The sequence below is a fragment of the Rhizobium sp. 10N414 genome (assembly GCF_056394785.1).
The window spans coordinates 18,926-38,160 of sequence record NZ_JBFTIN010000015.1 but is presented as its reverse complement, the minus strand read 5'-3'; the positions used below and the strand labels follow the sequence as shown (position 1 = coordinate 38,160).

The following is a 19,235-nucleotide window of genomic DNA, read 5'->3' as shown; positions in this document are numbered from 1 at the left end:
CATGACGATCCAGGAAATTTCAACAACGCGCCGCGCCTTTCTTGCGGGCACGGGTGGATTGGTGATCGGCTTTGCGCTGATGCCGAAGGTATCCGCCTTCGCCGCCGAAAGCGGTGTGCAGGCCGGTGGCCCGGATTCGCTGGTGACGCTGAACACCTTCGTCAGGATCGGCACCGACGATATGGTGACGATCCTTTCCAAGCATATCGAGTTCGGGCAGGGGCCGTTCACTGGCCTCGCGACGCTGGTGGCCGAAGAGTTGGATGCCGATTGGGGGCAGATGCGCGCCGTGCATTCGCCCGCCGACGACAAGGTCTATGCCAACCTCGCCTTTGGCTTGCAGGGCACCGGGGGTTCGTCATCCATCGCCAATTCCTACGAGCAGTTCCGCAAGGCGGGCGCAACGGCACGGGCCATGCTGGTTGCGGCAGCCGCCAATGAATGGAACGTGCCGGCTAGCGAAATCACGGTCGAAAAGGGCCGCGTCAAGCATGCCGGTTCGGGCAAGGAGAGCGGCTTCGGTGCGCTGGCAACGCAAGCCGCGGGCATCAAGCCGCCGTCTAACGTCAATCTCAAGAACCCCGCGAACTTCACGCTTATCGGTCAGGAATTGCCGAAACTCGACACGTTCTCCAAGACCAATGGCCAGGCGATCTATACGCTGGACATCGTGCCCGACAATCTTCTTGTCGCGGTGGTGGCTCACCCGGATCATTTCGGAGCTGCGGTCAAATCCTTCGACGACAGTGAAGCCCGCAAGGTAAAAGGCGTGGTCGATGTCAAGCAGCTGCCGCAGGGAGTTGCCGTCTATGCCGACAATACCTTTGCCGCACTGAAGGGCCGGTCAGCGCTGAAGGTCGAGTGGGATCTGTCGAAGGCGGAAACGCGCTCCAGCAACCAACTCTCTGCCGACTACGCCAAGGCGCTGAGCGAAAAGGGCATCGTGGCATCTGACAAAGGCGACGTCGAAAAAGCCTTCGGCGATGCAAATCTGAAGATACTGGAGGCCCAGATCATCTTTCCGTTCCTTGCCCATGCCCCGATGGAGCCTCTCGACGCGGTCTTCATCAAGGCGGCGGATGGAAGTCTCGACGTCTATAATGGTGCGCAGTTTCCCGGAATGGACAAGGCGACGGCGGCGAAGATCGTCGGGCTTGATCCGTCGAAGGTCCGGCTGAATACCCAGATCACCGGCGGCAGCTTCGGGCGCAAGGCGCAGTTTGGTTCGCCCTATATGCAGGAGGCGGCGGCAGTCTTTGCGGCGACCGACCAGTCGCGTCCGGTCAAGCACATGTGGACGCGCGAGGACGATATTCGCGGCGGCTATTACCGCCCGATGTATCTTCACAAGATGCGCGGCGCCATCGATGCGGATGGCCGCATCGTCGCCTGGGATCAGGCGATCGTCGGCCAATCGATCTTGGCCAAGGCGGATCTCGACAGCACTTCGGTCGAAGGGGCCTCGGACCTGCCCTACGACGTGCCGAACCTGCGAGTGGTGTCGCATAATGTGAACCTGTCGATCCCGCCGTTGTGGTGGCGGTCGGTCGGGCATACGCATACCGGATTTGCGGTCGAGACTTTCCTCGACGAACTGTTCCAGATGGCTGGCAAGGATCCGGTTCTGGGGCGGCTCCAGCAGTTGAAGGAGGACCCGCGTTACGCGGGCGTGTTGAACAAGGCCGCCGAGCTTGCCGATTGGGGAGGGAAGGTCCCCGAAGGCAGAGAGCGCGGCGTGGCGGTGGTCAAGAGCTTCAACACCTATGTCGGCCAGGTGGTCGAAGTCTCGGCTGGGACCGATGGCGTGCCTCGTGTCCACAAGGTCTGGTGTGCGGTCGATTGCGGCGTGGCGATCAACCCGAACGTCATCAAGGCACAAATGGAAGGCGGCATCGGCTATGGTCTCGGCGCGGTGCTGTTCGATGCCGTGACGCTTGGGGAGGGCGGCGCGATCATGCAGTCGAACTTCCACGACTATCGGTCGATCCGGATCAATGAGATGCCGGATGTCGAGGTCGCCGTTATCAAATCCGATGCGCCGCCTACGGGTGTCGGGGAGCCAGGCGTACCGCCCGTCGGACCCGCGACGGCGAATGCCTGGCGGCGCCTGACCGGTGCGCCGGTTCGCAGCCTTCCGATCGTTGCCGTGGCGACGAGCTGAGGGAGGCGGAGATGAAAAGCAGACTAGCACTCGCCTGCGCAGCAGGCGGCCTCTCCCTTCTTGCGGCTTTGCCCGCCTCGTTCATGGCGCTGGCGCAGACGGCGCCCGCGTCCGACATGTCGACACTCAAGCCCGCGGCATCCTTTTCGTCGATCGCCGATCAGAAGGCGCGCTCGGTCGCTCTCTTCGAAGAGGCAAGCAAAGTGATCGAGCATCCCCGATGTCTGAACTGCCATCCGGCGGGCGACAGGCCGCTGCAGACGATGGCGATGCATCCGCATCAGCCGCCGGTGACCCGCGGCGATGGCGGAATGGGTGTGCCCGGCATGATGTGCAATACCTGTCACGGCGCGGACAATGCCACTGTCGTGGGGCAATCGCCGACGTTGAAGAGCATTCCCGGCAATCCGGCCTGGCATCTGGCGCCGATCGAAATGGCGTGGGTGGGCAAGTCGCTCGGCGAAATCTGTCAGCAGCTCAAGGACCCGGCCCGCAACGGCGGCAGGGATCTGAGCAAGATCGTCGAGCACATGTCCCATGACAGCCTCGTCGGCTGGGGCTGGAACCCCGGGGAGGGCCGCGAGCCCGCGCCGGGCACCCAGGCGGAGTTCGGTGAGTTGATCAAGGCCTGGGTCGACACGGGAGCCGCCTGTCCGGCCGGATGATGAGACGGCGTCAAGCGTCGGTCAGTCTCGACGCTTGACGACCCTAAGGTTCGGCTCCAGGCGCTTTTTCGAAGCCGAGCGTCTTGTAGAGGGCCTGGTTTTGTGACCTTGACCTTTGACAAACGGTACGGCTTCGCCCATATGAACCCCATTGGCCGCCTGTGCGATTTTCGCGCGGGCGGTTTTGCGTTTGGATAGGTTGGTTTCTGCAATTCATTCGCATCCGCACCGATGTCTGCGCAGGGGATGAAGATGGACGAGAAGGGCAATCTTACGGTTCGGCGGTTGGCGCTCTGGGGCATCCCGATGTCGTTCGGCGTGATGGGCCTGAAGATGCTTGCATGGTGGATAACCGGTTCGGTGGCATTGCTGTCGGACGGGCTGGAATCGACGGTCAACGTCGTTGCCGCCTTCATCGCCTTCTTCGTCATCCGCTATGCGCAGAAACCGGCCGACCACGATCATCCGTTCGGTCATCATAAAGCGGAATATCTTTCGGCCGTAACCGAGGGCGCGTTGATCGTCGTGGCGGCGCTCTTGATCGTCAACGAGGCGATTGGGCATCTCTTCGATCCCCAGATGCTGGATGCGCCGGCGCTCGGTCTTGCGATCAACTTCGTCGCCGGCGTGATCAATGCCGTCTGGGCGCAGATCCTGATCAGAACCGGGCACAAGTATCGCTCGGCAGCGCTGACGGCGGATGGCCAGCATATCATGTCTGACGTCTTCACTTCGGTCGGCGTTCTTATCGGCCTGCTTCTGGCGCTGGCCACCGGCTATGCAATCTTCGACCCTGTGCTTGCCATTCTGGTTGCCGTCAACATTCTTTATCAGGGCTGGAAGGTGATCTCGAATTCGATCGGTGGCCTGATGGATCAGGCTGTCACATCCGAGGAGGAGGAGGCGATCAAGCAGGCGATTGCCACCCATGCCGCCGGCTCGATCGGCGTGCACGATCTGAAGACGCGCCGCGCGGGCGCGGTCACCTTTGTCGATTTTCATCTTGTCGTGCCGGCAGCCATGTCTGTAAGGCAGGCGCACGATATCTGCGATCGCCTTGAAGATGCCATCCGTGCAGCGCATCGGGGCTCCAGCATCGCCATTCACGTGGAGCCGGAGGGCGAAAAGGCTCATGGCATCCGCGTCAAAGTCATCAAGGAGGCTTGAATGCCCACAACAGACGTATCCAACCTGTCCATGCTGGGTAGCCAGACGGAATCTCCGAAATCACCCGAAGAGGCCGTTCTTGAGAAGGTGCCGTCGAGTCATGCCAGCACCGACTATGTCGTCCGCTTCACAGCACCGGAATTCACGTCGCTCTGCCCGATGACGGGCCAGCCCGATTTCGCCCACATCGTGATCGATTACATCCCGAACGAATGGCTGGTGGAATCGAAGTCGCTGAAGCTCTTCCTGCATGCTTTCCGCAACCATGGTGCATTCCACGAGGATTGCTCGGTCTATATCGCCAAGCGGCTTGTCGAATTGCTCGACCCGAAGTGGCTTCGAATTGGCGCCTACTGGTATCCGCGCGGTGGTATTCCGATCGACGTCTTCTGGCAGACCGGCAAGCCGCCGGAGGGCGTGTGGCTGCCCGACCAGGGTGTCGCAACCTATCGCGGCCGCGGCTGATGATTTGAAAAGAGTCGGTGGCGATCGTCTCGTATCGCCGTCGTATCAGTCGCCTGATTTGGTGGGATCGAGCGGGAAGCTTGCGCGATCCATCCGCAGCGGGCGCTTCACGCCGCCGAGCCAGCCCCGGATCAGGTTTCTCGTCTTGATGCCCTCGAGGCAGAGCCGCATTAGGTTCTTGCGCAGCTTGCTCCGGGGGGTGAAGGCGCGGTCGATCGACCTGCGTACGAAAGCCGTCTTGTCGGCGCTGCCGTCCAGGAACTGCATCTGGATGACCGGCGCTGGTTCGATCTGGTAGGCCTTCAGCCAAGCGCGATGCCACATATAGGCATCGAGGAGGCCGTAAATCTTGGTATCCTCGAGCATCCGTTTTGCCGCGCGCGGGCCGATGACGTAGCCTGCTGTCCCGACACGGTTCTGGAACACCCGTGTTGCCCTGTAGATGCCGTCGGTCCAGACGGGCGTCCTTGCCAGGATATGCGGGCGCGGCGCGAATTCGAGATCGTAGGCGCAGTCGCCGTCCTCGGCGCGCGCTTCAATGCTGGCGAGTACATCGGCAAAGCTTTCGGCAAGCACCGCATCGTCTTCGAGGATCAACGTCTGCTCGTTGCGGTCGATGATGATCTGCCAGGCGATCCTGTGCGAGGTGAAACAGGCAACGTCTTCGCGCAGCGTCGGGCTCGGCCAGCTGTTTGCTGCCTTCTGGCAATCTTCTGCAGAAAGGTCGCGGGCTTCGAACGCATCCAGGAACTTGAAATCGAGGCCAAGTCTGCGCATCTGCTGCGTCTGGAACTGTCGTCTCTTCTCCTCGGCCTTCCGACTGATGATAAGGATCTTCACTGATGCCCGCCTGCTCGACAATGTCGGCGGACCTTATCCGCCCGGCGGGGGCTTATCAATCGATGCGGTGCCATGCCCACGGAAACTCGGGGCCAATGGCCGATTAGGCGGATGCCGGATCTCGGATCAGACGTCGAAGCTGTCGTCATTGTCGGATTGATCGTCGTCGCTGTCGTCGTAAGCGGCCTGCTGCAGACTGGCATCGTCGTTATCGTTGTCATTATCGTCGACGACCTGTTGTGCGTTGCCGGTATCATTCGATGCCTGCTGCTTGTCGCCGTCGCTGTTGAAATAGTTGTTGATGACAGTCTCTTCAGTCGGCGCGTTGCCGAAGGGATTGTTGCCGGCAAGCGGGCTACCCCAGCCAAGCGACGACATGTGGCTCCCGAAGATCCCGCTCAGCGAATTGGCAAGCAACATGCCGCCCGCAACGCCAGCCGCCGTGCCGAGCGCGCCCTGCAGGAAGCTGCCGCCCGCGGAAGGTGCCGCCGCCTGTGAGCTCCAGGGACCGGTCGGCTGCTGCGGCACGGCTCGAGGTGACGTGTCGAAGCCGCGCTCCTGCTGGATCTGCTGACGCGGGGCGCTTCCCCACGGACCGGAGGAGGGCGGAGGCGCCGCCGGCTGCTGCGGTGCCTGGCTGCTGCCGAAGATCGAGCTAAGGAAGCCGCCACCCTGTTCGGCCTTGTGGTATTCGCTTTGGTCGGCCTCGAGCAGACGAATGCGCTCCTCCAACTGCTTGATGTGGTTGGCTGCCGCTTCGAGGCCCTTCTCTTGCACGATCACGGCTTGCGCAAGATAATAGGTGGCATAAGGCTGCTCGCGCGTTCCCTGATCGATCAGCGCTTCGGCGTCATGGTCACGCGGCGTTGCCGATGCGGTGCGGACGCGCTCGAAAAGGGCGGTCAGCAATTGGCGTTCTTCAGGTGACATGGCCGGTCTCCTTTGTTGCTGGCGATTTGCGCCTAGGGATGACGTAGGAACCGATTCGGACTTTTCAAAGCCGCGCTAAGTTACATCGCCGTAACCCGGCCCGGCTGCCTAACCATATCTTCACCCGTTCCGTGGCTTGTCTTTTTCCCGCATTGTTTTACGCATGGAGTCGCACTATGTGCGGTGAACCGAATTGGACGTAAGAGAGGTTCGAATGTACGAAGAAGAAGAACAGGACGACAAGACGAAGGAACTGCCGCTCGGCAAGGAAACGGAGGCGAACCTTTTTAAGTCGCGTTCGATCTTCATCTACGGGCCGATTACGCAGGAACTCGCGCAGAAGGTCTGCACGCAGCTCGTCGCGCTTGCCGCGGCCAATGACGACGATATTCGCATCTACGTCAACTCGCCCGGCGGTCATGTCGAATCCGGCGATTCGATCCATGACATGATCAAGTTCATCAAGCCGAAAGTCTGGATGATCGGAACCGGCTGGGTCGCATCCGCCGGCGCGCTGATCTATGTCGCGGCTCCGAAGGAACAGCGCCTTTGCCTGCCGAACACGCGCTTCCTGCTGCACCAACCGTCCGGCGGCACGCGCGGCATGGCTTCCGATATCGAGATCCAGGCTCGTGAAATCATCAAGATGAACGAGCGCCTGAACAAGATCATGGCTGAAGCCACCGGCCAACCCTACGAGAAGATCGCTGCCGACACCGACCGCGACTATTGGCTGTCTGCTGAAGAAGCGAAGGCTTACGGCCTCGTCTCGCGCATCATCACGTCGCAGGCCGAGATCTGATTTTGAGCTATGAGAAGCGCCCTTGCCTGCCAGACAGCGGGCGAGGGCGCTTTTTTGTCGTCTGATGCGTCGTGACCCTTTGATGTGGCTGGTCTGAGCGAGCTCTGTTGGCCATCGGGCCCGCCAGACAGCGGGCTAGCAGGAAGCAGAACCATATCGGCTCTTTCTGCCCTTGCCTCGCCGCGTTCCCTCGTGCTCCATGCGGACTTTCCGCTGCTCGAGTCCCGCGATGCTCAAAGATTTTTCCATCCAGGCCCTGTTCATGGGCATCCTCACCACCTTCGTGGGATTTGCCAGTTCGTTTGCCGTTGTCCTGCACGGCCTGCAGAGTGTCGGCGCGACGGATGCGCAGGCGGCGTCGGGTCTTATGGCGCTGTCGATCGCGCTGGGGCTCTGTGCGATCTTGCTCAGCAGCGTGACGCGGCTGCCCATCAGCATTGCTTGGTCGACGCCGGGTGGGGCGCTTCTTGCAAGTACCGGTGTGGTTGAGGGTGGGTTCAATGCGGCGGTCGGTGCGTTTCTGATTTGCGCGGTGCTGATCGTCATCGCCGGCCTGTTCAAGCCGCTCGGCCGGGCGGTGGCCGCCATTCCGGCGCCTCTGGCCAATGCAATGCTCGCTGGCGTTCTGATCGGCTTGTGTTTTGCCCCGGTCAGGGCGATCAGTTTCAATGCGTTGCTAGGCTTGCCGATAGCGCTGGCGTGGATTGTCGTCGGCGCGTTCAAGCGGCTCTGGGCAGTGCCTGCGGCGCTCGCAGCCTTTGTGCTGGTGGTTGCCTTTGGCGTGGACATTCCCGATGGAGCGCTCGGCTCGATCGAACAAGCGCTGCGGCCGCCCAGAGAGTTCGTTATGCCCGTCTTCAACTTGCCGGCTTTCATCTCCATCGCCCTGCCGCTTTTCATCGTCACCATGGCGTCGCAGAACATTCCCGGCATCGCCGTCTTGAAGGTGAGCGGCTACACGCCGAAGCCCGGGCCGCTTTTTTCCGTGACCGGACTGTTCTCGATAGTCTCGGCGCCATTCGGCGGCCATGCGGTGAATCTCGCGGCGATTACCGCCGCGATGTGCGCCGGCCAGGACGCGCACCCCGATCCCGCGCGACGCTATTGGGCTGTCCTCGTCTCAGGCATCTCCTACGTTATTCTCGGCCTGCTGGCAGGCGCGGTGACGACGTTCGTTGCCTTGGCGCCGCCGATCCTGATCCAGGCAGTGGCCGGTCTCGCACTGGTCGGGGCGTTTTCCAGTTCCGCCATGTCGGCCTTCCAGGCACAAGACTCGCGGGAGGCGGCAGCCATCACGTTTCTGGTGACGGCATCGGGCGTTTCCTTCGGAGGAATCTCGGGCGCATTCTGGGGATTGCTCGCCGGAGGGCTGATGCTGGCCCTGTCACGTATCGTGCAAGCGGCGAAAAAATAGACGGAGGGATTGCCAGTTTTTTGTACCCCGGCTATAAGCGCGACCATGAAGAACACGGGCATCACGATTTCTGAGCAGGTTGCTCGCGGGCGCATCGCGCTCCGTGACAACACGCGTGCCCTTACCTCGCTTCTTCTCCTCGGCCTTACGCGCGGTTGCCGGGTCCGTTGAGGAGCGCCCGGCGGCCGAAAGCCCGCCCAGGCCATCRCTCCTCGTGATCAATCCCGAAAACTGATCAGCCGGATGCTTTCGCATCGGATTCGTCATCGCCAAGCCAGACCCGATACGCTATGACGCGGCTGGCCAGATGACGGGAAGAGGAAGAGAAGACATGGACACGAACACCCGCTCCCAAACCAAAGGCATGCCCGAGGCGGCGATCAAGTATCGCGCCTATCCGCAGGTAAATATCCCTGACCGTACGTGGCCATCGAAGACGCTGACCAAGGCGCCGATTTGGTGTTCGGTCGATCTGCGCGACGGCAATCAGGCGCTGGTCGATCCGATGGGCCACGACCGCAAGGCCCGCATGTTCCAGCTGCTGCTCGACATGGGCTTCAAGGAAATCGAGATCGGTTTCCCGTCCGCGTCGCAGACCGACTTCGATTTCGCGCGCTGGTGCGTCGAGCAGGGCAATGTGCCCGACGACGTCTCGCTGCAGGTGCTGGTGCAGTGCCGTCCGGAGCTGATCACCCGCACCTTCGAGGCGCTGGAAGGCGCGAACCGCCCGATCGTTCACTTTTACAACTCGACCAGCGAATTGCAGCGTCGCGTGGTGTTCGGCAAGGACGTCCACGGCATCAAGCAAATCGCCGTCGATGCGGCAAAGATGATCTCCGACATGGCGGCGAAGGCCGGCGGCGGCTATCGTTTCGAATATTCGCCGGAGAGCTTCACCGGCACCGAGCTCGACGTGGCGCTGGACATCTGCAACGCCGTTATCGAGGTGATGAAGCCGACGCCCGATAACAAGCTGATCATCAACCTGCCGTCGACCGTCGAAATGGCGACGCCGAACGTCTATGCCGACCAGATCGAGTGGATGTGCCGCAATCTCGACAACCGCGAAAACCTGATCATTTCGCTGCATCCGCACAACGACCGCGGCACCGGCATCGCCGCCGCCGAACTGGCCCTGCTGGCGGGCGCCGACCGCGTTGAAGGCACGCTCTTCGGCAATGGCGAGCGCACCGGCAACGTCGACGTCGTCACCATGGCGCTGAACATGTTCACGCAGGGTGTCGACCCCGAGATCGACTGCTCTGATATCGTACGGATGAAGGAAGTCTTCGAATATTCGAACCAGATGCCGATCGGCGAGCGCCACCCCTATGTCGGCGAACTGGTCTATACAGCCTTCTCCGGCTCGCACCAGGATGCGATCAACAAGGGCATGAAGGCGATCAAGGTCGCCAACCATCCAGTGTGGGAAGTGCCTTACCTGCCAATCGATCCGCAGGACGTCGGTCGCTCCTACGAGGCGATCATTCGCATCAACTCGCAGTCCGGCAAGGGTGGCATCGCCTATATCTTGCAGCAGGATTACGGGCTCAATCTGCCGCGTAACCTGCAGGTCGAATTCCGCGAAGACATTCAGCGGATCACCGATGAAGAAGGCAAGGAATTGCCGTCGAAGCGGATCTACGACCGTTTCGTCGAGCGCTACGTGACGCAGCCGCAAGGCCGCATCAAGTTTGTTGACCACCACACCTATGCCGATCCCGAGCGCAAGGGGCAACGCATCGTTGCCGCCGAAATCACTGATAACGGCGAGACGAAGCATATCGAGGGCAGGGGCAACGGCCCGGTCGACGGCTTTATCAACGCGCTCTCGCACTATCTCGGCATCGAGATGTCGGTCGAGGATTATTCGGAGCATTCGCTGCAGCACGGTTCGAACGCTGCCGCGATCTCCTACGTCGAGACGTCCTATCCTGGCGGCAAGCTCTTTGGCGCCGGCATCAGCACGAACATTGTCGGGGCGTCGCTGGAGGCGATCGTCTCGGCTGCGAACCGCGTGCTTGAGGTGCGGGCGGGAAAGGCCTGACGAAATCAGCGCAGCGGAGTATTCTGCTGCGCACTTTATCCGGCTCAGGCAGCCAGCCGTGCCCGGTTGCGTGGCCGCACGATACAGTCCGCGATATCGTTTGCCTCGTCCTGTGCTTCGGCATGTTTCTGACCCCATTTGCAGAGCGCCAACAGAACCGGTTCCAACTCCAAACCCACCTCAGTTGCCGAATGTTCGACGCGTGCAGGTACCTCTGCGAAGATCTGCCGGGTCACCAGACTATGCTTCTCCATCTCGCGCAGCTGCTGGATCAGCACCTTTTGGGTGATCTGTGGCAACATCCGCTTGAGCTCCGACAGGCGCTTCGGGCCATCGAAGAGATAATAAAGGATGATGGGCTTCCAGCGTCCGGCTATCACCTTGAGCGCCCGCTCGACAGGCAATCTGGGCAGCTTCTTGATCGGAGCGGTCATGGTCACCTCCTGGTGGGTATAGCACCAAATTGCTAAGGCGCATCTCACGCCAATTCAAACGTGAGGTTTGCTATGAAAGCCATCCGCTACGACCATTTCGGTTCGCCCGAGGTCTTGACCTGTGTCGAGCTGCCGGTGCCCGACTGCAGGCCGGCGAAGTGCTCGTCAGGGTTCACGCCGTAGGCGTCAATTTCTTTGACGTCTTGATGCGCGCTGACCGCTACGCGGTGACGCCTCTGTTGCCGATGCTGCCGGGCGTCGAAGTTGCCGGAGTGGTCGAGAAAGTGGGTGAAGGCATCGATGGCACTCGGCTTGGGACGCGAGTTGCCGTGCCGCTCTTTGCCCTCGGTGGCGGAGGCGGATACGCCGAATATGTGGCGGTCGACGCAGGATATGCCGTGCCTATACCCGAAAGGCTCCCCTTTTCCGGCGCAACTGCCCTGGTGGTGCAGGGACTGACAGCATTGCATATGGTCCAGCAAAGCTCGCTGATGGGCAAAACGGTCCTTGTTCATGCCGTGGCAGGTGGCGTGGGTTCCTTGCTGACCCAGCTTGCCAGGCGTCGCGGTACTCGGCGCGTGATCGCGACGGCAGTGAGCTCAGCGAAGCGATCGCTGGCGCTGGAGATGGGGGCTAATCTGGCTATAGACTATAGCGCCCCCGGCTGGGAAACGTCTCTAGCTGGCCTCCGCCCGGACGTTGTTTACGACACGATTGGTGGCGACACGACGCGTGCGTCGCTCGCGGTTCTCGCGGATGGCGGCGAACTTGTCTTTGCGGCCGGTTCGCAGCCACAGCCGAGGACATTGCCCGCATGCTCGACAAGAACCAGTCGCTGAGAGGCTTTGCGCTTCTGCCGTTGCTGGGAGCAGGTCTTGTTCCCGATCTCCAGTCGCTCTTCGAACTGGCCGCTTCCGGGGAGCTGAGGCTCTTACCCGGGCGCCAAGTTTCCGCTTCACGGCGCAGCGGAGGCGTATCGGGCGATCGAAAGCCGCATGGCAACGGGGAAGGTGGGTCTGGTGTCCTATAGCTTTTCAATTCAACCCTGAAAGGCTCAGATCGATGTGGCGACCTGCATGGCGAGCTGGCCAAGCGAGGCTTCCGACGACGGGCCAACGAGCACATAGGATGTGCCGGCATTGTGCCAGGAAACGACGCCGATCTCGTCCTTGATCGTTTCCTTGAAATCGTCTGCCTCGGAAGGCAGGTTGTCCTTGCGGAAACAGATGGAAGCCAGGTCGCCATCGGAGCTGGTGTAGACGAGTTGGCCGACCGGCCTGCTGTCGCCGATGAAGACGCGGGCACCCTGGAAGGTCCAGCCCTGTTCCGACAGGTCAGGGACACGGAACGCAACGCCGACCGTTGAGGTCAGCCAGGTAGAAATTTCCTCTGCCTGGGTCGACGGAACCTCGAAAATATGACGGGGCTGGCGGGCGATAAGCCGCTGGTTGGCGATGACGTCGGTCAGCCACTCGTTGGAGTCAGGAATGGCTTCCATCGTTGTCGCGGCAGGCGATTGCATGGTGCTCATGCTGCCGGCGGCGAAGAAGCCGATGCCACAGCCGGCAATGAGGAGGACGATTGCAGCCGCAAGAGCCTGTGGGCCGATCGGCGCAAGTTTGAAGGAGGGCCGCGAAACGCGCGGTGCAACCGGAGCCTTTGGTGGCTGCGCGCTCTTGATCGACCGCACGAGGGCGAGGGGAACCGGCTCCCTGAGAACGTCGTCGAGGCGGTGCTTTCCGAAGTCGGCGCCGTGTCGCAGCTTGTCGTAGAGCCGCTTGGCACCCTCGTCGGTGGCCAGGCGCTGCTCAAGCTCATGCTTCTGTTCGGGCGTCGTCTCGCCATCCAGCAGGGCGGCTAGCTGAGCATCGAGCGGCAGTTTCTTGAAATCGAGCAATTCAGTACCTGTGAGGATAGTTGTCCGCGACACTGGCGAAATGCAGTCTCGCCGCGGCAAGCTGGGATACGACGATGTTGATGGTGACACCCATGATGTCGGCGGCCTGCTGATAGCTGTGCCCTTCGACAACAACCAGCAAAAAGGCGCTGGATGTGCCTTCCGGCATGTCGGCGATCATGCGGTGGATGACATCGGGATCGACAAGCGAGGTGCGATCGCGGTTCGCTTCCCGGATATCGGTGACATTGCCCTTGGGAGCGGGGTGCGGCTTCCGACGCCGATGCTCGTCCGTCCAATGTTGGCGGGCGAGGGCGTAGACCCAGCTTTCCAGGCGGCCTTCGCCATTCCATTGTCCGCTCTTGGCGATGGCGCGCTCACACGCCACTTGTGCGAGTTCGTCCGCACTCGCTGCGTCACCTGCAAGGGTCATCGCGAAACGCCGCAGTCGGGGCAGAAGGCCCACCAGGTCGCGTCTGATATCGATGGTCGTCACGGGTTGACGCATAGTCTTTCCAGGTAATGCTTGGGCGATCGGCGAGAGCGCCCAGCAGCAGATCGATTTATATTGCTTCTGTGTCCTTTATGAAACAAGTACCGGATGCTTCGCAAGCATCCGGCGGCCTATCCCACGGGTTCTCAAAGCTTTTCTTCATTAGGCTCGGCTCGGATCAACGTCAGTATGTACGATAACCATTCAGTGCCTGCAGCAGCGAGCGATAGGCCCAGGTCTGCTCGCCGCCCCGATCCCGGATCTCGACGAGCTGGACGCGCGCTCCCTGCACGTCACCCTGTTCCACCAAAGCTTGTCCCATATATGACCGTGCCAGAATATAATTGTCGTCCGCCTGCAGCGCCTTGCGGTAATACGACATCCCCAGCTCCATTCTGCCCGCCTTGCGGTTGGCATAGCCGAGATAGTTCAGGATGCGCGGATCGTTCTGGTTCCTGGCAAGCTGAAGCACCGTCAGGGCGTTGTCGTATTGACCGGCATAGGCAAATTCGCGGGCAGCCTTGTAGAGTTCATCGTCGTTGAACGAATTCTTCTTCGGGACCACGCATTCCTTGCGCTTCGCATCCCAAACCTTGCCGCCGGCACATTTTGTCGTCGTTTCGGTCTTTGGCGGCGGCTTGGTTTCGTCGCTTTCGTCGCCGATGGCCAAGGCGGATGAGGAGACTGCGAGGGCAAGCGAGCCGGCCAAAGCCAGACTGCGAAGACTGATCGACGCGATGGGCATGCAATAACTCCGTGAATTGGTGCTGCCGAGGGGACAAGTTTACGTGGCAATCGCCAATTGCCAAGACCTCGGATGCTTTGCCAAATTCAAGATATCGTCATCTTTAGTTCCTGAAACAGCTTGGCGAAGAAGATGAATCCAAAAACGGCGCTAAGCCTTGAAAATATCGACGCTTTCGCTGCACACACCATCGCCCATGGAGTTGATGCTGAACCGTTCCCCGGTCAGCTCCCAAGCACCCGGTGCGCCATCGATCGAGAAGAGGTTGTAGCCGGCACGGGGTTTCAGCCCGCCGGGCCCCTGCGATGCAGAGGCGATACCGACGACGGGAACCGGACCAGTCTGGCCGCGCAGCCAGTGCAGCGTGTTCAAATGGGTATGGCCGTGGAGCACCAGTTCTGCACCGCCGGTGGAGATCACGGCGCCGAAGCGGCGGATGCCGATCATCCGCTTGTGGAAGGAGGTCGCGCCGCGGATCGGCGGATGGTGGATCATCACGACGCGAAACAAGCCGGCCTCGCCAGCGGCACGCAGCATGTTCACCGTATCGCGGGCCTGGCGCTCGCCGAAGAAGCCGCTGGCCGCGAAAGGGGGCGTCGCGACCGCCGTCGAACAGCCGACGATCGCGACCTTGCCGCGAACGCGAAGATAGGGAAAGACGTGGCGATTTTCCTGCCATTCGGCTGGAGCGAGGTCACCGCGCACATTGTCGTACCATGCGCGCACCGACTTTTCGTAGGCGCCGGGCACGTAGGCATCGTGGTTTCCCGGCACGACTGAATTGTCTTCGGGATCACCGAGTTCTTTCAGCCAAGCGGCTGCGGCTCGGATCTCCAGTCCGCTTGCGAGGTTCACGAGATCGCCGGTAACCGCCAAATGATCGGCTTGCTTCGCGCGTATGTCATCGAGCAGCAGATCGAGCGTGCTACCGAAAAGGTGCTTGCTCCTGTTGCGATGCCAGTTCACAAAGCCGGTAATGCGTTTGGAAAAGAGCTCGCGGACCGAAAGGCGAGGGAGAGGGCCGAGATGGATATCGGAGATGTGTGCGAGCTTGAACATGCGACGACACATAGCCCAGTCAGTCTGCAATTCAAACACATCTGCTTGAACGGATTAGCGGAATTGGAAAAAGCGTGACCAGAACCATACGCCCCTGGCAGTCGCGAGTGCTGATGCGCATCGTGCATATGTATTTCGCGGTTGCGCGCGGAATGACGATGGGCGTGCGGGCCGCCTGCTTCGATTCGGCGGGTCGTATCTTTCTCGTGCGGCACAGCTACCTGCCGGGCTGGCACATGCCTGGCGGCGGGCTGGAGCGTAATGAGACTGCCGAGGCAGCCTTGATCAAGGAGCTTCGCGAGGAAGGGAATTTGCGCATCCTCGGACGGCCGGAGCTCTTCCACATCTATTTCAATACGGCGGCCAGCCGCCGCGATCATGTCCTTTTCTATAAGACGCAGGTTGAGCAGACGGCACCGCGCCCGCCAGACCGGGAAATCGTCGAGTGCGGCTTCTTCGCGATCGATGATCTGCCAGTGGGCACAACGGACGCGACGCGTCGTCGTCTGGCTGAACTCGCGGGCGAGCGGGAGCCCGCCCACGTGTGGTAGAGCGCAGGGCTAGGCCGCTGCCAGTAGGGCACGGCCATGCGGGCGATCGAGATCCAGTGCCGGGCCGACAGGCACGATGCCGGTCGGATTGATCGTCGTGTGGCTGCGGTAATAGTGGTCCTTGATGTGGCGGAAGTTGACCGTCTCCTTGACGCCCGGCGTCTGATAGAGATCGCGCAGATAGGCCGACAGATTGGGGTAGTCGTCGATGCGGCGAATGTTGCACTTGAAGTGGCCGACATAGACAGCATCGAAGCGCACCAAAGTCGTGAACAGCCGCCAATCGGCCTCGGTCAGTCGATCGCCGAAGAGATAACGACCCTTGCCGAGACGGTCTTCCAGCATGTCCAGCGTTTCGAAGAGCCTGACGACATTTTCGCCATAGGCTTCCTGTGTCGTGGCAAAGCCGGCCTTGTAGACGCCGTTGTTGACGGTGTCGTAGACGACGGCGTTGAGCTCATCGATATCGGCGTGCAGGTCGTTCGGGTAGAAATCGGCGGTCGAGCCCGTCAGATGATCGAAGGCGCTGTTGAACATCCGGATGATTTCGGAGGACTCGTTGTTGACGATCGTGTTGGTCTTCTTGTCCCACAAGACCGGAACGGTCACCCGGCCGGAATAGTGCGGGTCGGCCTTCAAGTAGATTTCGTATAGCGTCTTGGCGTCGAAGAGATGGTCGCCGGTGGCGCCGTCGCCGATCTTGAATTCCCAGCCCTTCGAAAGCATCAGCGGATCGACGACCGAAACGCTGATGAGGTTTTCGAGCTTCTTCAGCTTGCGGAAGACCAGGGTCCGATGCGCCCACGGGCACGCCAGCGAGACATAAAGGTGGTAGCGGTCTGCCTCTGCCTTGAAACCACCCGTTCCGGACGGGCCAGCCGCTCCGTCCGCTGTAATCCAGTTCCGAAACTGCGAGGCGGCGCGCTTGAAGTGCCCCTTGGTTTCCTTCGTGTCGTACCAGACGTCATGCCAGACGCCATCAACCAGCATGCCCATATTGTGATCCTTCAAATTATCCTTGGCTCGAACATATCCCACGTCCTGGCGATTTGCAGGGCGGTAAAGATTGAACACTGCGTCACGCCGCGCCGTCGCTTTCTAAATTTCCATTGGACGACTGAAATTTTTCCTGCTATCGGCGATTTCACATTTCTGGAAACCGATTTGATGTTTGCACCGAGAAACCTGCGACGACGCTGATGCTCCCGAACGCCTGACGGCGTGCTCGAGATCCATCAACTCTGTCTATCCGGTTTCCGTCTCATCATGCACAAGCACGATCTGGTCTACCTCACTGAGGATGCGTCGCACGACGCTGCTATCGAACACATCAACGAAGAAGCATTCGGCCCTGGCCGGCATACGCGTGCGGCCGCCCGGATCCGCGAGCAGGGGCCGCACGATCTCTCGCTCTCCTTCATTTGCGCCGATGATGGCGAGACCATTGCATCGGTGCGGATGACGGCTGTTCAGGCCGGCTCGGTGAATGGGCACCTGCTTGGGCCGCTTGCCGTACGGCCGTCGCACAAGGGTCGCGGCATCGGCCGGGAACTCGTCCGGATTGCCATCGACGCCGCGCGTCGCAAGGGATCGGAAGCGGTCATCCTCGTCGGCGATCCGCCTTACTACTGCCCCCTCGGCTTCGAGCGGGTGGCCCACAACGCGATCACGTTTCCCGGTCCCGTTGATCCGTCTCGCGTGCTGGTCGTGCCGCTTGTCGAGGATGCGCATAGCAGGCTGAAGGGAACTATCGGCTGGCGAAAATAGGTTGCATGCGGTATTGAGAGCCATAGGCCTGAGACACGCTTCGCGTGATTTTTCAGGGGCTTGAGAGGTAGCATGAGCAACGTTTCCATGGACGAGGCGCTGGATCGCGCCGGCACCGGGCCCTTCCAGTGGCGCCTGATCGGCATCTTCGGTCTTGTCTGGACAGCGGACGCGATGCAGGTCCTCGCCGTCGGCTTTACGGCAGCCTCGATCGCGGCCACCTTCGGGTTGACTGTTCCGCAAGCCCTGCAGACAGGTACGCTGTTCTTTCTCGGCATGCTCATCGGCGCTGTCGCCTTTGGGCGCCTGGCCGACAAGGTCGGGCGGCGTCGGGTCCTGATCACCACTGTTGCCTGCGATGCGCTTTTCGGCACCCTTTCCATCTTCGCTCCCAGCTTTGCCAGCCTGCTCGTGCTGCGTTTCCTGACAGGCGTGGCGGTCGGTGGCACGTTGCCTGTCGACTACGCGATGATGGCGGAGTTCCTGCCCGCCAAGAGCCGCGGCCGCTGGCTGGTGGCGTTGGAAGGCTTCTGGGCGGTCGGCACGCTGATCGTCGCACTGGCTGCCTGGGCTGCGAGCGTCGCCGGGGTAGCCGATACCTGGCGCTACATTTTCGCCGTCACCGCAGTTCCGGCGCTGCTGGGCCTGACACTGCGCTTCTTCGTTCCTGAATCGCCACTCTACCTGCTGCGGACCGGGCGGGCGGGCGAGGCCAAGGTGATCGTCAACCGAATGCTCGCGCTGCACCGGAAAGCACCACTGCTGCCCGAGGATCAAATCGTCGCGTCGCCGCAGGTGGCTGAGGGCATCTTCTCCGACGAGCTTCGTCGCCGAAGTGTACTGATCCTGACGATCTGGTTCCTGGTTTCCGTTTCCTACTACGGGGTCTTCACCTGGATGCCGGCGAAGCTGGCCAGCGATGGGTTCGGCTTCGTCCGCGGATACGGCTTTCTGGTCTTCGTCGCCCTGGCTCAGATCCCGGGCTATGTACTTGCCGCCTACGGGGTCGAGACTTGGGGTCGCAGGCCGACCTTGATCGGTTTCTGCCTGCTGTCTGCGCTTGGTTGCCTGCTCTTCGTGGTTTCTCCTGACGACATGCTGATCGGCGTGTCGCTGCTGGTCATGAGTTTTGCGCTACTCGGGACGTGGGGCGCGCTCTATGCCTACACCCCGGAACTCTATCCCACCGCCTCACGGGCGACAGGCATGGGCGCTGCGGGGGCGATGGCCCGCCTTGGCGGACTGCTGGCTCCATCCCTGATGGCGTTCATCGTCACGGGTGGGTTCGGTCTGGCCATCGGCCTGTTTGCGGGCCTGCTGGTCGTGGCGGCCTTTGCGGCAACGGCGATCGATACTGAAACACGCCAGGCGGCGCTCAGCTAGAGCATCTTGCGCAGAAACGTGCGGGTACGGCCTTTCGGAAACTCTGGTAGTTCGCCAAATATCTCGTAGCCTTGCCGTTGATACGATCGCAGGGCTAGCGGATTGAAGGTGTCGATCCAGGCCCCATGGCAGCCACGTGCCGCTGCTTCCTCTTCCGCCAAAGCAAGGATCTTGCCGGCCATGCCCTTGCCGCGTTCCTCGTCGGGAATGTACAGCAACTGCGTGAAGAGCCATCCCCAGGCGGTATAGCCGGACAGGCCACCGGTGACGTTCCCGTCGGTATCTCGAATGAGAACCGCGAGCGGTTGCCGTTCGGCTGGGCCGACGTCATGGACGTTGAAGGCTGATAGCGCGTCGCCGATCGTGCTGAGATCATCGGCGGCGGGCGAGCCGGTCACTTCAAACTCGGCCATGC

At 61.2% G+C, this 19,235-nt stretch carries 19 protein-coding genes and 1 pseudogene; 11 read left to right on the top strand and 9 right to left on the bottom strand.

The window, feature by feature from the left end; genetic code table 11:
• The first annotated feature begins 1 nt into the window (after position 1).
• From AC1DE4_RS15600 to queF, 4 genes are all read left to right on the top strand, one after another.
• Complete coding sequence (locus AC1DE4_RS15600; protein ID WP_025660413.1) at positions 2-2,161, top strand: xanthine dehydrogenase family protein molybdopterin-binding subunit; 2,160 nt, start codon at positions 2-4, stop codon at positions 2,159-2,161.
• An 11-nt stretch (positions 2,162-2,172) separates the two neighbouring features.
• A complete protein-coding gene (locus tag AC1DE4_RS15595; protein ID WP_025660412.1) occupies positions 2,173-2,826 on the top strand; it encodes a hypothetical protein in 654 nt (217 codons plus the stop codon).
• Between the two features lie 252 nt (positions 2,827-3,078).
• Entirely contained in the window at positions 3,079-3,993 is a 915-nt protein-coding gene (emfA, locus tag AC1DE4_RS15590; protein ID WP_025660411.1) for a CDF family cation efflux transporter EmfA, read from the top strand.
• The gene (gene queF / locus AC1DE4_RS15585) at positions 3,994-4,458 is read left to right on the top strand and encodes a preQ(1) synthase (protein WP_025660410.1); all 465 of its coding nucleotides are present in this window, start codon (positions 3,994-3,996) and stop codon (positions 4,456-4,458) included.
• 45 nt (positions 4,459-4,503) lie between these two features.
• Here the strand turns inward: queF and AC1DE4_RS15580 are convergent, their stop codons facing one another.
• Entirely contained in the window at positions 4,504-5,298 is a 795-nt protein-coding gene (locus tag AC1DE4_RS15580; protein WP_025660409.1) for a glycosyltransferase family 25 protein, read from the bottom strand.
• Between the two features lie 126 nt (positions 5,299-5,424).
• Complete coding sequence (locus tag AC1DE4_RS15575) at positions 5,425-6,228, bottom strand: DUF2076 domain-containing protein (RefSeq protein ID WP_025660408.1); 804 nt, start codon at positions 6,226-6,228, stop codon at positions 5,425-5,427.
• A 214-nt stretch (positions 6,229-6,442) separates the two neighbouring features.
• On the opposite strand from AC1DE4_RS15575, the gene AC1DE4_RS15570 reads away from it, so the two are divergent.
• The 3 genes from AC1DE4_RS15570 (at position 6,443) to leuA (ending at position 10,491) form a co-directional block, all read left to right on the top strand.
• Positions 6,443-7,030, top strand: a complete 588-nt coding sequence (locus tag AC1DE4_RS15570) for an ATP-dependent Clp protease proteolytic subunit (RefSeq protein ID WP_018857588.1) — start codon at positions 6,443-6,445, stop codon at positions 7,028-7,030.
• Between the two features lie 229 nt (positions 7,031-7,259).
• Entirely contained in the window at positions 7,260-8,444 is a 1,185-nt protein-coding gene (locus tag AC1DE4_RS15565) for a benzoate/H(+) symporter BenE family transporter (protein WP_477881991.1), read from the top strand.
• 331 nt (positions 8,445-8,775) lie between these two features.
• The gene (gene leuA / locus AC1DE4_RS15560) at positions 8,776-10,491 is read left to right on the top strand and encodes a 2-isopropylmalate synthase (protein ID WP_025660406.1); all 1,716 of its coding nucleotides are present in this window, start codon (positions 8,776-8,778) and stop codon (positions 10,489-10,491) included.
• Positions 10,492-10,535: 44 nt separating this feature from the next.
• Here the strand turns inward: leuA and AC1DE4_RS15555 are convergent, their stop codons facing one another.
• Positions 10,536-10,925: a winged helix-turn-helix transcriptional regulator gene (locus tag AC1DE4_RS15555; protein WP_025660405.1), complete on the bottom strand. Its 390-nt coding sequence runs from the start codon at positions 10,923-10,925 to the stop codon at positions 10,536-10,538.
• Positions 10,926-10,997: 72 nt separating this feature from the next.
• On the opposite strand from AC1DE4_RS15555, the pseudogene AC1DE4_RS15550 reads away from it, so the two are divergent.
• Positions 10,998-11,974: pseudogene (locus AC1DE4_RS15550) on the top strand (quinone oxidoreductase family protein).
• A gap of 5 nt (positions 11,975-11,979) precedes the next feature.
• On the opposite strand, the gene AC1DE4_RS15545 reads toward AC1DE4_RS15550, so the two are convergent.
• The 4 genes from AC1DE4_RS15545 to AC1DE4_RS15530 form a co-directional block, all read right to left on the bottom strand.
• Positions 11,980-12,822, bottom strand: coding sequence for an anti-sigma factor family protein (locus AC1DE4_RS15545; RefSeq protein ID WP_018857592.1), 843 nt, complete (start codon positions 12,820-12,822; stop codon positions 11,980-11,982).
• 1 nt (position 12,823) lies between these two features.
• Entirely contained in the window at positions 12,824-13,330 is a 507-nt protein-coding gene (locus AC1DE4_RS15540) for an RNA polymerase sigma factor (RefSeq protein ID WP_025660404.1), read from the bottom strand.
• A gap of 169 nt (positions 13,331-13,499) precedes the next feature.
• Entirely contained in the window at positions 13,500-14,060 is a 561-nt protein-coding gene (locus AC1DE4_RS15535; RefSeq protein ID WP_025660403.1) for a hypothetical protein, read from the bottom strand.
• A 150-nt stretch (positions 14,061-14,210) separates the two neighbouring features.
• Complete coding sequence (locus tag AC1DE4_RS15530) at positions 14,211-15,119, bottom strand: metallophosphoesterase family protein (RefSeq protein WP_025660402.1); 909 nt, start codon at positions 15,117-15,119, stop codon at positions 14,211-14,213.
• Positions 15,120-15,232: 113 nt separating this feature from the next.
• Here AC1DE4_RS15530 and AC1DE4_RS15525 point away from each other — a divergent pair, with 113 nt between their 5' ends.
• The gene (locus AC1DE4_RS15525; RefSeq protein ID WP_051420064.1) at positions 15,233-15,670 is read left to right on the top strand and encodes an NUDIX domain-containing protein; all 438 of its coding nucleotides are present in this window, start codon (positions 15,233-15,235) and stop codon (positions 15,668-15,670) included.
• A 9-nt stretch (positions 15,671-15,679) separates the two neighbouring features.
• Here AC1DE4_RS15525 and AC1DE4_RS15520 read toward each other — a convergent pair whose 3' ends face one another.
• Positions 15,680-16,666, bottom strand: coding sequence for a glutathione S-transferase family protein (locus AC1DE4_RS15520; RefSeq protein WP_025660400.1), 987 nt, complete (start codon positions 16,664-16,666; stop codon positions 15,680-15,682).
• A gap of 270 nt (positions 16,667-16,936) precedes the next feature.
• Here AC1DE4_RS15520 and AC1DE4_RS15515 point away from each other — a divergent pair, with 270 nt between their 5' ends.
• Positions 16,937-17,437, top strand: a complete 501-nt coding sequence (locus AC1DE4_RS15515) for a GNAT family N-acetyltransferase (RefSeq protein ID WP_025660399.1) — start codon at positions 16,937-16,939, stop codon at positions 17,435-17,437.
• Positions 17,438-17,509: 72 nt separating this feature from the next.
• The gene (locus AC1DE4_RS15510; protein ID WP_113160343.1) at positions 17,510-18,820 is read left to right on the top strand and encodes an MFS transporter; all 1,311 of its coding nucleotides are present in this window, start codon (positions 17,510-17,512) and stop codon (positions 18,818-18,820) included.
• Here AC1DE4_RS15510 and AC1DE4_RS15505 read toward each other — a convergent pair.
• Positions 18,817-19,233: a GNAT family N-acetyltransferase gene (locus tag AC1DE4_RS15505; RefSeq protein WP_025660397.1), complete on the bottom strand. Its 417-nt coding sequence runs from the start codon at positions 19,231-19,233 to the stop codon at positions 18,817-18,819. The genes AC1DE4_RS15510 and AC1DE4_RS15505 overlap by 4 nt on opposite strands.
• Positions 19,234-19,235: the final 2 nt, after the last annotated feature.